This window comes from Pelomonas sp. CA6, assembly GCF_022549225.1.
Lineage (GTDB): Bacteria > Pseudomonadota > Gammaproteobacteria > Burkholderiales > Burkholderiaceae_C > Roseateles.
In genome coordinates this window covers 265,546-278,870 of the sequence record NZ_JAKZFD010000002.1, presented here as the reverse complement: position 1 = coordinate 278,870, position 13,325 = coordinate 265,546, and the positions used below count along the sequence as shown (strand labels likewise).

The following is a 13,325-nucleotide window of genomic DNA, read 5'->3' as shown; positions in this document are numbered from 1 at the left end:
CGGAATCCAGGGGGGAGAAGGCGGCTCGCAGCATATCGATGATGAACGGCGGGGGCTGCCCTCAAGGGCGATCCTTGGCCTGTACCCCACAGACCCAGTCGAGGACAGGTAGCGGCAAGGGCTCGTCTTCGGACTTCACCGCCAGTAAGCGTGGCAGAACCTCAATTGATTCAATGACATTCCCGTTTGAATTATTGAGATTGATTGTGCCCAAGGTGAACTCATCCGGCGAACCCTTGAAAAATATTTTTGAAGGAGAGATGAACTTCATATAGGAAATGGACATCGGAAGTGAAGCAGGGAATTTTGTATGCTGGTGTGGATAAGTGGTGTTGATGATCACCAAGCTATCTCCCGAATGAAGCCTCTCAAAAATTACCACTTTCCCCTTTCCCTTCCACGCGATTGCAGTTTCGGCAATTGTTGAGTTGTAGCCGCTTTTGAGAAGTTTTGCTTCGACGATGCCAGTTCTTGAATCAAGAACCTTTGCTGTTACACCATAAATGTCGTCACCAAGAGGTATGTCGAAAACCTCTCCTTCGTTGATGCGCGATGTTGAGGAGTACCCCGTGGGAGAACTCAACTTCAGTGTAATGCCGTCTTTGATGGAGATTAATTCAATATGGAAGCTTGGGGCTGTTTGTGTGTAAATTCCTGTTCCAACATGAATTTTGTGTACGGCCAGAGTTCTAGATTTTCCTTGTGCGAACTTGTTCGGTGTATATATTCTTTCCGAATTTATTTCAACCACGCCTTCGGTAATGCATGCTATCGAAACTGGGCGCCCATGAGCTTGGCATGCAGCGGAATCCGTGCGAATGTGACTTGGTTTTATATGGAGGGATGGCGCTTCGTCTACATATATAAAAGAAAACTTATCTTGTATGTGGCCGTAGCGGTGACGTATTTGCAACAAGTCTTCTGAATCCCAGGTTGATTCAAATAAATTCGAGTACATGTTGCCCGCGATGTAGATCTTAGACGACACTCCAGCCGCATTGATTATGCTGAGATATTGTGGTTCAGTCGTGGACTGAAAAGATACCTTCTTAAAATCGGGGGAGAGAGAAATGTTTGATTTATCCCTTGCGTTGGTGGGAAATTGATTTAGTATTTTCCCGTCACTGGTGGTTGCGTAGAGTTTTCCATTTCCTTCCACCAGGGCGGCACAAGTCTGTCCGAGGGCTGAAAATGTGGACGCAGTCATCGTCAGGAGAAAGTGGATTTGTGTGTAAATCGGATATTTCATTCGAAACCCCCTGGGGTGATTTGCTGGTGGTGTGGAGTTGAGGTTAAAGATTTTCTTTCCTGGTTGAACGCATTCATGCCCGTAAGCTCCCTTATTAAAGGGACAGTCTGAAAATAGAGGCTTCCGCATCTTCGGGAAAAAGAGCGATGAGGAAGTCGAGATTCACGGAGGCCCAGATCATGGCGATCCGGGAAAAGGGGGCCCTGGCCTGCCGATGGCGGAGGTATGCCGACAGCACGGCGGCAGGGCGGCGACGTGCTGCCAGTGCCAGAACAAGCACGCGGGCATGTCAGTCAACGAGCTCAAGCGGGGCAAGGAGCGGGAGGCCGAGAGCGCGCGACTGAAGAAGATGTGCGCCGAGTTGGCCCTGAAGAACGTCGCGATCAAGGACGTCCTGTCGCGAAAATTGTGAGGCCGATCGCCCGCTCAACGTGATCGACGAAGGCAACCGTGAGGCGCTGCGCATCGAGTGCGTCACCGCGATCCCGTCGTCGCGCGTGCTGCGCGTGATGGGCCAGTTGGTCGAGGTCTACGGCAAGCCCGAAGCGATCCGCGTGGACAACGGGCCGGAGTTGACTGCCGGAGCCTTCGAGGTGCTCGATGCCTGGCTGTTCAACGCTGCGAGCGAAGTCCAGGCCGCCGACGATTGGCGCACCGACTACAACGAATACCGGCCGCACGATTCCTCGGGCAGTGTGCCGCCGGCTGTTGTCAAGCCCACAGTATTCAACCAGTAAGTCTCCGCTTCTGAGCTGTCTACTTGACGGAGGAGCTTACGTATGGACGGCATCCACCGGCACGCTGGTCCGGAGGCGGCACTCCCCTCCGATATGCCGGGCGCAAAGGCTTTGCCCGCACGGCGGGCCTCGGTAGATACCCCATGTTGTTGGGGGAAACGGCCGCGTGGCTCGTCTAGGTCTTGCCACAAGGCCTCAGAGCCCTCCCCGATGCCTTCCGTCCCGATGTCCTCCGAGTCCCATAGCGTCGCGCCGGATGCGCGGCTCGACCCGCTGGACCGCGGCGGCGCGCCGGGGCTGGCCGTCGGGATGGCGCTGCGGGGGCGCAGCGCCTGTTACCGCGCCCCTGCCTCCTGACGTTCGAGCGTTGCGGCGACGGCCCCCCGGTTTTTCCCTGCGGAAGCTTCCACCATGCTTGTACTGCGCAAACCCTATCTGATCTTCCTCGGCGACGCGGCCTCGGTCGCGGACGCCAAGACCGCGCTGGGCGTGGCCGACTGGTGCCCGGACGACGTGCTCGGCGAGCTGGCCTTCCCCGAGGCCGCGGTCAGCACCGGCAAGCCGGCGATGGACATCGCGGCGGCGGTCGCGGCCGGGGCCGGCTCGCTGCTGATCGGCATCGCACCGATCGGAGGCCGGCTGCCGGACCACTGGCTGCCCACGCTGATGGCCGCGGTGCGCGCCGGGCTGGATATCGTCAGCGGCCTGCACACGCGGCTGGCCGACATTCCCGAGCTGGCCGAGGCCGCGCGCGCGGCGGGCGTGCAGCTGCACGACGTGCGCCACGGCCACTGGCCCCGCGTGACCGGCACCGGGCGCAAGCGCCGCGGGCAGCGCGTGCTGACCGTGGGCACCGACTGCGCGCTGGGCAAGAAGTACACCGCGCTGGCGCTGACCCGCGCGCTGCAGGCGCGCGGCGTGCCTGCGAGCTTCCGCGCCACGGGGCAGACCGGCATCATGATCGCGGGCAGCGGCGTGGCCATCGATGCGGTGGTGTCCGACTTCATCGCCGGCGTGGCCGAGCAACTGTCGCCGGACAACGAGGCCGGCCACTGGGACGTGATCGAAGGCCAGGGCTCGCTCTTCCACCCCGCCTATGCCGGCGTCAGCCTGGGGCTGCTGCATGGCTCGCAGCCCGATGCGCTGGTGTTGTGTCATCACGCTGGCCGAGAGCGCCTGGACGGCTGGCCCGACTTCCCGACACCCTCGCTGGCCGAGGCCATCGACGCCTACCTGCGCGCCGGGCGGCTGACCAATCCGGCGGTGCGCTGCGTCGGCATCAGCATCAATTCGTCCACGCTGGACGACGCGCAATGGCAGGCCTACCGCGCGCGCGTCGAGGCCGAACTGGGGCTGCCCGTCGTCGATCCGCTGCGTGGCGGCGTGGACCGGCTGGCCGAAGCGATTCACCACCACAAGGAGTCTTCCCATGACGCTTGAATGCGAACTCACCAGCGAGAGCTGGGCGTTGAAGGAGCCGTTCGAGATCTCGCGCAGCGTGGTGACCGCGATCCATGTGCTCGTCGTGCGCCTGGGCGACGGCGAGGGCCACCAGGGCTATGGCGAGGCCACCGGCGTGCCCTACGACGACGAGACGCCGCAGTCGATGGCGGCACAGATCGAGCCGCTGCGCCCGCGCCTGCATGCCGGGCTGACCCACGAGGAGCTGATGCACTGGCTGCCGCCGGGCGGGGCGCGCAATGCGCTGGACTGCGCGCTGTGGGATCTGCGCGCCAAGCAGTCCGGCCGGCCTGTATGGCAGAAGATCGGCCTGGCGCGCGTCGCGCCGGTGCTGACGGCCTACACCATCGGTCTGGGCAGCGAGGCCGACGCGCGGCGCAAGATCCGCGCCGCGCGCCACCTGCCGCTGCTCAAGCTGAAGGCCGACGCGGAGCGCCATGTCGACAGGGTGCGCTACGCGCGCGAGGAGCATCCGTCCGCGCGCCTGGTGATCGACGCCAACCAGGCCTGGAACCGCGAGCTGCTGGAGCGCCTCCTGCCCGAGCTGCAGGCGCAGCGCGTGGAGCTGATCGAGCAGCCGGTCCCGCGCGGCAGCGATGCGCAGCTGGACGGGCTCGCCTCGCCCATCCCGCTGGCCGCGGACGAGTCCTGCGCCGACCGTTCCTCGCTGCCCGCGCTGGCGGGGCGCTACCAGTTCATCAACATCAAGCTCGACAAGTCCGGCGGCCTCACCGAGGCGCTGGCGCTGGCGCGCGAGGCCCAGGCGCGTGGCTTCGGGCTGATGGTGGGCAACATGGGCGGCACCTCGCTGGCGATGGCGCCGGCGCACCTGATCGCGCAGGACTGCAGCTATGTGGACCTGGACGGCCCGCTGCTGATGCAGTCCGATCGTCCGGACGCGATGCGCTACGAGGGGGCCCAGCTCGCTGCACCCGACGCGGCGCTGTGGGGCTGACGACCGCCCGGCGGGCGGGCGCGGCGCCTAGCGAGCCAGCCGCGCCGGCGACAGCATCGCGGCGCTGAGTCCGAAGTCCGCCAGGCGCTGCGGCAGCGCCTGGCCGCGCGCCAGCGCCGCGCAGGCCTCGCCCATCGCGGCGCAGGTCTGGATGCCGTAGCCGCCCTGGCCCGCGAGCCAGAAGAAGCCCGGCGCCGCGTCGTCGAAGCCGCCCACCAGCCCGCCGTCGGCGACGAAGGAGCGCAGCCCGGCCCAGGTGTGGCTGGGCCGGCGTATCGTCAGCGTCGTTGCCTCTTCGATGCGATGGATGGCCAGCGCGATGTCCAGCTCCTCGGGCTGCACGTCCTGCGGCGGCATCGGGTCGGCATTCGCCGGCGAGCCCAGCAGCAGCCCGGCGTCCGGCTTCAGGTACCAGTCCTCGTCGGCGCTGAACACCAGCGGCCACGCATGCGTGTCCAGGCCGGCCGGCGGCGCGAAGGTGAAGGCCGAGCGGCGCCGCGGCTCCAGGCCCAGCGGAGGCACGCCGGCCAGGCGCGCGATCTCGTCGGCCCAGGCGCCGGCCGCGTTGATCAGCACCGGCGCCTGGTACAGCGCCGAGCCGGTCCGCACGCGCCAGTCGGCGCCCTGGCGTTCGATGGCCTGCACCTCTGCATCGCAGACCAGGCTGCCGCCGGCATGGCGCAGCTCGCGCAGAAAGCCCTGGTGGATCGCGTGCACGTCCATGTCCACCGCCTGCGGCTCGTAGATCGCACCGAACAGCCGCTCGCCGCGCAGCACCGGCACCATGGCGCAGGCCGCCTCGGGCGAGAGTTGCTGCGCGTCCGGGGCGATGGCGCGCAGCACCTCCCAATGCCGCGCATAGGGTTCGCGCTGCGCCTCGGTGGCAATGAAGAGCATGCCGCGCGGCGTCAGCAGCGGGTGCTCGGAATAGCCGGGTGGCGGCTGTTCAAAGAAGGCGCGGCTGGCGCGCGTCAGCGCGCGCACCTGGGCATTGCCATAGCTTTCCATGAACAGCGCGGCCGAGCGGCCGGTGGCGTGGTAGCCGGGCTGGCTTTCGCGCTCCAGCACGACGGTGCGCCAGTGCGGCGACAGCCAGCGCGCGACCGAGGCGCCGGCGATGCCGCCGCCGATGACGAGGCAGTCGGCGGTGATGGGAGTGGGGCTCATGGGGACTCTCGCGCAGAGCTGTCGTGATGCAGAGGATATCCCTTGGCCGCGGCGCGAACGGAGCATGGTCACGCAGCGTGGACTTCAGCGCGATCGGGCGCCTTGCCGCGAGCGTGATGCCTCCGGCCGCCGAGGCGCGCGCCGATCCGCATCAGGCCGGCGCCGTGCCGCGCTCGAAGTGCCGCCGCGTCGCGAACACCGGGTCCGCCAGGCGCTGGCCGCGCCAGCGCACGCGGCGCTTGAGCAGCAGGTCGAACAGCAGCGGGTTGTGCGCGCGCACCGCCTCCAGCACCGGGCGGTCGGCCTCGGCCAGCAGGCCGGCGCGCACCAGGCCGCCCAGCCGGTACAACGGGCCCACGCCGGGCAGCGGATAGTCGGAGCCATGCAGCAGCCGGTCGTGCCAGTCCTGGCGCCGCAGCAGGGTCTGCCAGACCTCGGCACGGCGGTTGAACTGGAACACCGCCGAGACGTCGCCCAGCAGCTGGCCGCGCCATGCGGGCTCGTCCATCAGGCGCGCGAACAGATCGAAGGCGGGCACCGGCCGCGGCCGCGGCCGTTCCAGGTCCAGCGCCATGCCCAGCGAGGCACAGTGCGCGGCGACCACGCGCACGCCGTGGCGCAGCGGTTCGCGCAGCAGCAGCGGATTGCCCAGGTCCTCGCGGCCGGCGCCGGGCACGGCTTTCTCCTCGCCGCAATGCACAATCAGCGGCAGCCGGCTCGCGGCCAGCCGGTCGTAGAAGGGCCGCAGCCGCGCGTCGCGCAGGTCGATGGCCATGCTGCCGGGCAGCCACTTGAGCGCCACCGCCCCGCCGGCCAGCGCCGCGTCCAGCCGCGCCAGCGCGTCCTCGCGCAGCGGATGGATGGAGGCCACCCAGGCAAAGCGCTGCGCGTGGCGCGCCGCGACCCCGGCGGCATGGTGGTCGGGCACGTGGAAGCAGGTCCAGTCCGGGCGCGGCCGCCCGGATTCGTCCAGCGCCTCGTCAAAGGCGTAGAGCATCCAGCGCGCGCCCTCGGGGAAGTCGGCGGCCAGCTGCAGCAGGCGCTGCACATAGGCGCGGTCGATGCTGGGCGCGTCCTCGGCCACGCAGGCGCCGCGCAGGATGACGCGGCGGCGCAGCGATTCGACCGGGTGCCACCACTGGGTCATGCGCGGGTCGATGCGGCAGCCGGAGCCGGAGTCCCCGGTGCCCAGCAGATGGGTGTGGACGTCCCACAGCTGGCCGGGGTCCAGCCCCTCCCAGCATCGCGCCAGCAGCGCATGCTCGCGCAACGCGGGCGGCAGGGTGGAGGCGGCGCATTCGGGGCCGGCGGCGGCCAGCGCGCGCCCGCCCGCCATCAGGCCGGTGAAGAGGGCGCCCGCCGCGGCGGCGCCGCAGCACAGCAGATGTCGTCGTTGCATCGGGGTCAGGTCTTGCCGTGGAGGTGGCGCGATGCTCGCGGGCTGTGGCGCGCCGGCCTGCGGATTCCCGCGCCAGTGCCACGGCGCGCACCGCGCGGGCGCAAGCTGCGCTACCGTGGCGCCATGTCCAGCACCCAGACCCTGGTGGCCGCGATCAAGGCCGAACTCAAGCAGCGCGGGCTCAGCTATGCCGAGGTGGCGCGCGAACTGAAGCTGTCGGAAAGCAGCGTCAAGCGCATGCTCGCGCCCGGCGGCGAGATGCCGCTGTCACGCGTGGATGAGCTCTGCCGCGTGCTGCAGATGGATTTCACCGAGCTCGCGGCCCGCATGGCGCAGGCCATGCCGCTGCGCCGCGAGCTGAGCCTGGCGCAGGAGCGCGCGGTGGTGGCCGACCCCAAGCTGCTGCTGATGGCGATCTGCTGCCTCAGCCAGTGGACGCTGGAGCAGGTGCTGGCCAGCTACCGGATCAGCGAGGCCGAGGCGACGCGCTATCTGGTCCAGCTGGACCGGCTGGGCATCATCGAGCTGCGTCCGCTGAACCGCTACAAGCTGCTGGTGGCCAAGACCTTCCGCTGGCGCCCGCATGGGCCGGTGATGCAGTTCTTCCGCGCCGAGGTGGCGCAGGATTTCTTCGCTGGCGGCTTCGACGGCGATGCCGAGCTGCTCATGCTGGTCCACGGCCAGCTCGGCCACGGGATGGCGCGCGAGCTGGTGGAGCGTTTGCAGCGCGTCGCCGAGGACTTCGCACGCCAGCATCTGCTGGACCAGAAGCTGCCCGAGGCGGAGAAGCGCCCCTACACGCTGGTGATGGGCATGCGGTCCTGGCTGTTCGAGCACTTCCGCCATCTGCAGCGCGGTGGCGGCGCGCGCCGTGCCTAGGGCAAGCTGGTGCAGACGCGGGCATGGAGGTGGACCAGCTCCATCTGCCCGTGGGTGTCGGTCTTCTGGAAGACCTGCTTCAGGTGGCTGCGCACCGTGTTTTCCGACAGCTGCAGCGAGCGCGCCACCGTCGCCAGCGACTGGCCTGCGAACACCAGCGCGCTGACCTTGGCCTGCGCGGCGGTGAGTTCGTAGCGGCGCGCGAGCAGGCAGGAGGCCGGGTCGTGCGCGCTGCGCGCGCCGCGCACCGCGACCATCACCAGGCCCTGGGCGGTGCCGGCCTCGCAGCGGAACACCGGGCCAGCGGGGCGCAGCACCACGATCAGCGGCACCCCTGGGGCCTCGCCGAGCAGCGACAGCACGGCCGGCGGCGGCAGGCTGCCGTCGGCGCTGGCGCGCGCCAACCGGGCGACGGTCTCGGCGAACAGGCGCTGGTCCTGGGGATGCGCGGCACCCAACCGCGGGCCGTCCAGGCGCAGGCCCTGGCGCAGCGCGAGCAGCTCGGCGGCGGCCGGGTTGCGGTAAAGCAGCCGCGCGTCCGCATCGACCAACAGCGTGGGTTGGGCCTCCTGGTCGGCCAGGCCCAGCAAGGCCTGCGCCAGGTCCTTGGACTCCTGCCAGCGCCAATGGCTGTGCAACGACAGGGTCAGGTGGTCCAGCAGCACGGCCAGCTCGGCGCGCTCGCGCGCCTCGAAGGGCGCCTGCGTCTCGGCGCGGTAGGCGGCCAGCACATGCGTGCCGCGGCGGCGCTGGTCGACCACGCCGCACAACAGGTGCAGCAGACCACGCGGGCGCAGGAAGTCGCGGTAGAAGTCGGTGCGGCGCAGCTCGTCCGGGCGTATCAGCTCGTCGCCGGTCATCACTCGGCCGGGCTGGTAGTCGCCGCTGGACAGGAACCAGGGAATGCGGGCGCCGTACTGCGCCAGCTTGACCCCAAAACCCGCGTCGCCGGGCGATTCGAACAGCGTGGCGTCGGCGCCGCTGCTGAACTCGTGGTGGGTGAGCAGCACCACGCGCGCGTCCAGGTGGGCGCGCACCCGCTCCAGCACGTCGGGCCAGCGCGCCTCGTCGCCGCCTGCGGCATGGATGGCGCGCACCAGCGCGCTCAGCGAGCGGTGGCTGTCGTGTCGATCCGCCGGTGACGAGCGTGTCATGGGCCTGGCCGTTCCTGTTTCCCGAAGGCGGAGCGTCATTCTCGGGTTCGTCGTCACGCTGTCAATCCGGACCCGGCCCGGTGCCCACCGGGAAAACCCGCGACGACGCGCTGGCGAGCGCGGCTACGCTGCGCGCGGCAGGGGCTCACTCCCGGTCCCGATGAAGGCAGGTCCAGACATGACACAGCAGCGCCTCGTCCCAGGCTCGCCTGGGGCGACCCGCGACGAAACGCCGCGCGCGCCCGCGCGGTCGTCCATGCCCGCGCGGCAGCCGGGGCGGCCGGCATGCTGAGGGTCCAGCGCGAGTACCAGTCCTGGGTGGCGAACGAGTCGCTGGAGGACTATGCGCTGCGCTACGCCGCCAGCAGCTACCGGCGCTGGCCGCCGCGCGTGATGGCGCGCACGGCGCTGGGCGGCATCTCGTTTCTCGCGCTGGAGGCCATCGGCGCCAGCTTGACACTGAACTACGGCTTCCTGAACACCATGCTGGCGGTGCTGGCGGTCGCGGTCGTGATCTTCCTCGTCAGCCTGCCGATCGCGCGGTGGTGCGCCGAGGCACATGTGGACATCGACCTGCTGACCCGCGGTGCCGGCTTCGGCTACATCGGTTCCACGGTCACCTCGCTGATCTACGCGTCCTTCACCTTCATCTTCTTCGCGCTGGAAACGGCGATCTGGGCCCAGGCCCTGCATCTGGTTCTGGGGCTGAGCCTGCCGCTGGGCTATCTGCTGTGCTCGCTGGCCATCGTGCCGGTGGTCTTCTACGGCGTCACCGCGATCAGCCGTCTGCAGGCCTGGACCCAGCCCTTCTGGGTCGCGATGCTGCTGTTGCCGCTGGGCGCCATCCTGCTGCGCGACCCCGGCGTGCTGCGCGACTGGAGCGCCTATGCCGGGCTGGACGGCGGTCAGGGCGGCTTCAACCTGATGGCGTTCGGCATCGCGACCGGGGTGCTGTTCTCGCTGACTGCGCAGATCGGCGAGCAGGCGGACTACCTGCGCTTCCTGCCCGAGCGCGACGACTCGAACCGCCGCGCCTGGTGGCGCGCGCTGCTGCTGGCGGGGCCGGGCTGGATCGGCGTGGGCGCGCTGAAGATCGTCATCGGCAGCCTGCTGGCCGTGCTGGCGCTGCGCATGGGCGCGAGCCCCGCGCAGGCGGTGGAGCCGGTGCACATGTTCGTCCACGCCTACCGCCAGGTGGTCGACGACCCGGCGCTGGCCCTGGCCCTGGCGGCGCTGTTCGTCACCCTGTCGCAGGTGAAGATCAATGTGACCAACGCCTACAGCGGCTCGCTGGCCTGGTCCAACTGCTTCGTGCGCCTGGCCCACTACCACCCGGGGCGCGTGGTCTGGCTGTTGTTCAATGTGGTGATCGCGCTGCTGCTGTCGCTGCTGGGCATCTTCGAGACGCTGGAGGCGGTGCTGTCGGTCTACTCCACCGTCGCGCTGGCCTGGGTGGGCGCCCTGCTGGCCGATCTGGTCGTGCTCAAGCGCATGGGCATCTCGCCGCCTTACATCGAGTTCAAGCGCGGCCATCTGTTCAACTTCAATCCGGTGGGCTGCGGCGCGACGGTGATCGCGGCGGCGCTGGCCATCCTGTCCTACCTGGGCGTGTTCGGGCCCTGGGGGCGGGCCTTCTTCGGTGTCGCCGCGCTGGCGACGGCCTTTGTGTCGGCCATCCTGATCGGGCTGGCGACGCGCGGCCGCTACTACCTGGCGCGGCCCGACGAGCACTACCGCCGCGTGCCGCGCACCACGCTGGTGGAATGCTGCATCTGCCAGCGCAGCTACGAGGCGCCCGACATGCTGCACTGCCCGCTTTACCGCGGGCCCATGTGCTCGCTGTGCTGCGGCCTGGAGCTGCATTGCCACGATTTCTGCAAGAAGCCGGCCCTGGCCGCCGGCCCGGCACCGTCGCCGCGCGCGGGGCGCGCCGCGAGCGCGTCAGCGGGCTCGCCCGCGCAGGCGTCCCCGCCCCGGTTCAGGCCGCGCATGCTGCGCCAGCTGGGCCGCTTCACCGCGCTGTTCTGCAGCGTCGCCGCGCTGCTGGGCGTGGTGTTCCTGCTCACCTACCGCTTCATGGACCCGCGCGACGCGATGGCGCCCGACCGGCTGCTGGTGCTGATGGAGCAGCTCTATCTCGCGACCCTGGCGGTCGCCGCGCTGGGCAGCTGGTGGATCGTGTTGCTGCACGAGGCCCAGGAGCGCAGCCGGCGCGAGCTGCTGGAGTCCATGCAGCACCTGGAGCGCACGCGGGCCAGCCTGGTGGAGACGGAGAAGCTGGCCTCGCTGGGTGGCCTGGCGGCGGGCATCGCGCACGAGATCAACACCCCGGTGGGCATCTCGGTGAGCACCGCGTCCTTCCTCGCCGACCGTACGCGCGCCGCGCAGGCCGCGCATCGCGATGGCGGCCTGGACGGCGCCGCGGCCGAGCGCTACCTGGGCGAGGCGGCCGAATCGGCGCGCCTGCTGCTGACCCATGCGCAGCGCATGGGTCAGCTGGTGAGCAACTTCAAGCAGCTGGCGATCGACCGCATCGCCGAGGCGCGGCAGGAATTCGGCCTGCCCGAACTGCTGCGCGACACGCTGGCCGGCCTGCGGCCGCGCTTCGAAGAGGCGCAGGTCCAGCTGCGCCTGGAGCTGCCCGACGCGCTGCCGCTGCAGGGCTATCCGGTGGCGCTGGCCCAGGTGCTGACCAACCTGGCGATCAATGCCTTGCAGCATGCCTTCGACGCGCCCGGCGCGCGCGTGGGCGGCGAGGCCTGGATACGGGTGCGCGTCCAGGCGGTGGCGGACGACGAGGTGCTGTTGGAGGTGGCCGACAACGGCCGCGGCATCGCGGCGCCGCTGCATGCGCGCGTATTCGAGCCCTTCTACACGACGCGCCGGCTGCAGGGCGGCAGCGGGCTGGGGCTGTACATCGTGAACCAGATCGTCACGCGCCAGCTGGACGGCGAGATCCTGCTGGAGTCCGAGCCGGGCCGCGGCACCCGCTTCGTGCTGCGCTTTGCGCGCGTGGTGCGCCACAGCCCCGATGTGTGGAACATACTGAGCGCCTTGCCCAGGATGCCGAGTCATGAATGAGCTGAGTCCGTGGAAGGTGCTGCTGGTGGACGACGAGCCGGGCGTCCACGAGGTTTCGCGTCTGATCCTGGCCGGGCTCACCTTCGAGGGCCGCGGCATCGAGCTGCTCAGCGCCGCGTCGGCGGGGCAGGCCTGCGAGCTGCTGGCGCGGCACACGGACGTCGCGCTGGCGCTGCTGGACGTGGTGATGGAAAGCGACGACGCCGGCGTGCGCCTGGTCCAGCACATCCGCGGCGCGCGCCGCGACGGCGACATGCAGATCGTGCTGCGCACCGGCCAGCCCGGCATGGCGCCCGAGGGCGATCTGATGCGCGAGCAGGAGATCAACGGCTATGTGCTGAAGACCGAGGTCACCGCGCAGCGCCTGCATTCCATCGTGATCGGCGGGTTGCGCGCCTACCGGCATGTGCGCAGCCTGCGCGGCGAGGCCCTGGAGCCCGAGGCCGCGCGGGCGCGCAGCGCGGCCGACGAGGCGCTGGCGCAGGAGCTGGCGGCGCTGGACGCGCGCGCCGCGCTGGTGCTGCAGGCGCGGCCCGAGCTGGCGCTGGCCCGCCATGGCTGCGTGGGCGTGGAGATGCTGCCGCGGTGGCGGACCTCGGCGGGCCTGCTGACGGCCGAGCGGGTGCTGGCGCTGGCGCCCGGGAGCGCCACGCTGGCCCGCCTGATGCGCGAGCTGGTGGCGCAGGCGCTGGGCTGGATGCGCGCCTGGGCCCGCGACGGCGAGCTGGCCAGCGTTTCCATTCCGCTCGCGTCGCAGGCATTGGTGGAGGCGTCGCTGCGCCAGGTCCTGCTGGACGCGCTGGACGCGGATCGGCGCCAGGCCGGCCCGCTGCCGGGGGTGCTGGACCTGCTGGTCGACGAGGCCCAGCTGCGGGGCGAAGACCCGGCCCTGCGTGCCGCGGGGCTGAGCCTGACGCTGGTGGACTTTGGCACCGGCGGCCTGCTGCTGCCTCGACCCGGCGGCGCGAAGCCGGACCGGCTGAAGCTGCCGCCCCGCTTCGTGACCGGCGCGGCCCGCGATCCGGAGCGCAGCGCGCAGGCGCGGTCCCTGATCGCGCTGAGCCAGACCCTGGGGTTGTGCGCGATCGCCGATGGCATCGCGAGCGACGAGGAGCTGCAGTTCTTCCGCTGGGAGGGCTGCGAGCTGGGGCAGGGCGAGCTGTTCGGGCCGGCCTGCGCGCCGGAGGCCCTGTCGCTGCGGCGTCCTCGTTCCGGCGGCGCAGGGGCCGCCGGGCTGCACTGA

At 69.5% G+C, this 13,325-nt stretch carries 9 protein-coding genes and 1 pseudogene; 6 read left to right on the top strand and 4 right to left on the bottom strand.

Going from position 1 to position 13,325, the window contains the following annotated elements:
• Positions 1-61: 61 nt before the first annotated feature.
• A complete protein-coding gene (locus LZ017_RS05045) occupies positions 62-1,249 on the bottom strand; it encodes a hypothetical protein (RefSeq protein ID WP_241298979.1) in 1,188 nt (395 codons plus the stop codon).
• A 146-nt stretch (positions 1,250-1,395) separates the two neighbouring features.
• Here LZ017_RS05045 and LZ017_RS05040 point away from each other — a divergent pair.
• The 3 genes and pseudogenes from LZ017_RS05040 to dgcA all read left to right on the top strand — a co-directional run bounded on the left by LZ017_RS05040 (position 1,396) and on the right by dgcA (position 4,402).
• Positions 1,396-1,986 (top strand): annotated as a pseudogene (locus tag LZ017_RS05040) (transposase).
• A gap of 411 nt (positions 1,987-2,397) precedes the next feature.
• The gene (locus LZ017_RS05035; RefSeq protein ID WP_241298978.1) at positions 2,398-3,426 is read left to right on the top strand and encodes a DUF1611 domain-containing protein; all 1,029 of its coding nucleotides are present in this window, start codon (positions 2,398-2,400) and stop codon (positions 3,424-3,426) included.
• Positions 3,416-4,402: an N-acetyl-D-Glu racemase DgcA gene (gene dgcA, locus LZ017_RS05030; RefSeq protein ID WP_241298977.1), complete on the top strand. Its 987-nt coding sequence runs from the start codon at positions 3,416-3,418 to the stop codon at positions 4,400-4,402. Before LZ017_RS05035 ends, dgcA begins: the two co-directional genes overlap by 11 nt.
• 27 nt (positions 4,403-4,429) lie before the next feature.
• Here the strand turns inward: dgcA and LZ017_RS05025 are convergent, their stop codons facing one another.
• Positions 4,430-5,569, bottom strand: a complete 1,140-nt coding sequence (locus tag LZ017_RS05025) for an FAD-binding oxidoreductase (protein WP_241298976.1) — start codon at positions 5,567-5,569, stop codon at positions 4,430-4,432.
• Positions 5,570-5,720: 151 nt separating this feature from the next.
• Complete coding sequence (locus LZ017_RS05020; protein ID WP_241298975.1) at positions 5,721-6,968, bottom strand: amidohydrolase family protein; 1,248 nt, start codon at positions 6,966-6,968, stop codon at positions 5,721-5,723.
• 123 nt (positions 6,969-7,091) lie between these two features.
• Between LZ017_RS05020 and LZ017_RS05015 the strand changes: the two genes are divergently transcribed.
• Entirely contained in the window at positions 7,092-7,847 is a 756-nt protein-coding gene (locus LZ017_RS05015; protein ID WP_241298974.1) for a helix-turn-helix transcriptional regulator, read from the top strand.
• Here LZ017_RS05015 and LZ017_RS05010 read toward each other — a convergent pair.
• Entirely contained in the window at positions 7,844-9,001 is a 1,158-nt protein-coding gene (locus LZ017_RS05010) for a helix-turn-helix transcriptional regulator (protein WP_241298973.1), read from the bottom strand. The genes LZ017_RS05015 and LZ017_RS05010 overlap by 4 nt on opposite strands.
• Positions 9,002-9,286: 285 nt before the next feature.
• Here LZ017_RS05010 and LZ017_RS05005 point away from each other — a divergent pair, with 285 nt between their 5' ends.
• The gene (locus tag LZ017_RS05005; RefSeq protein WP_241298972.1) at positions 9,287-12,082 is read left to right on the top strand and encodes an ATP-binding protein; all 2,796 of its coding nucleotides are present in this window, start codon (positions 9,287-9,289) and stop codon (positions 12,080-12,082) included.
• Positions 12,075-13,325: an EAL domain-containing protein gene (locus LZ017_RS05000; RefSeq protein ID WP_241298971.1), complete on the top strand. Its 1,251-nt coding sequence runs from the start codon at positions 12,075-12,077 to the stop codon at positions 13,323-13,325. The genes LZ017_RS05005 and LZ017_RS05000 overlap by 8 nt, the downstream gene beginning before the upstream one ends.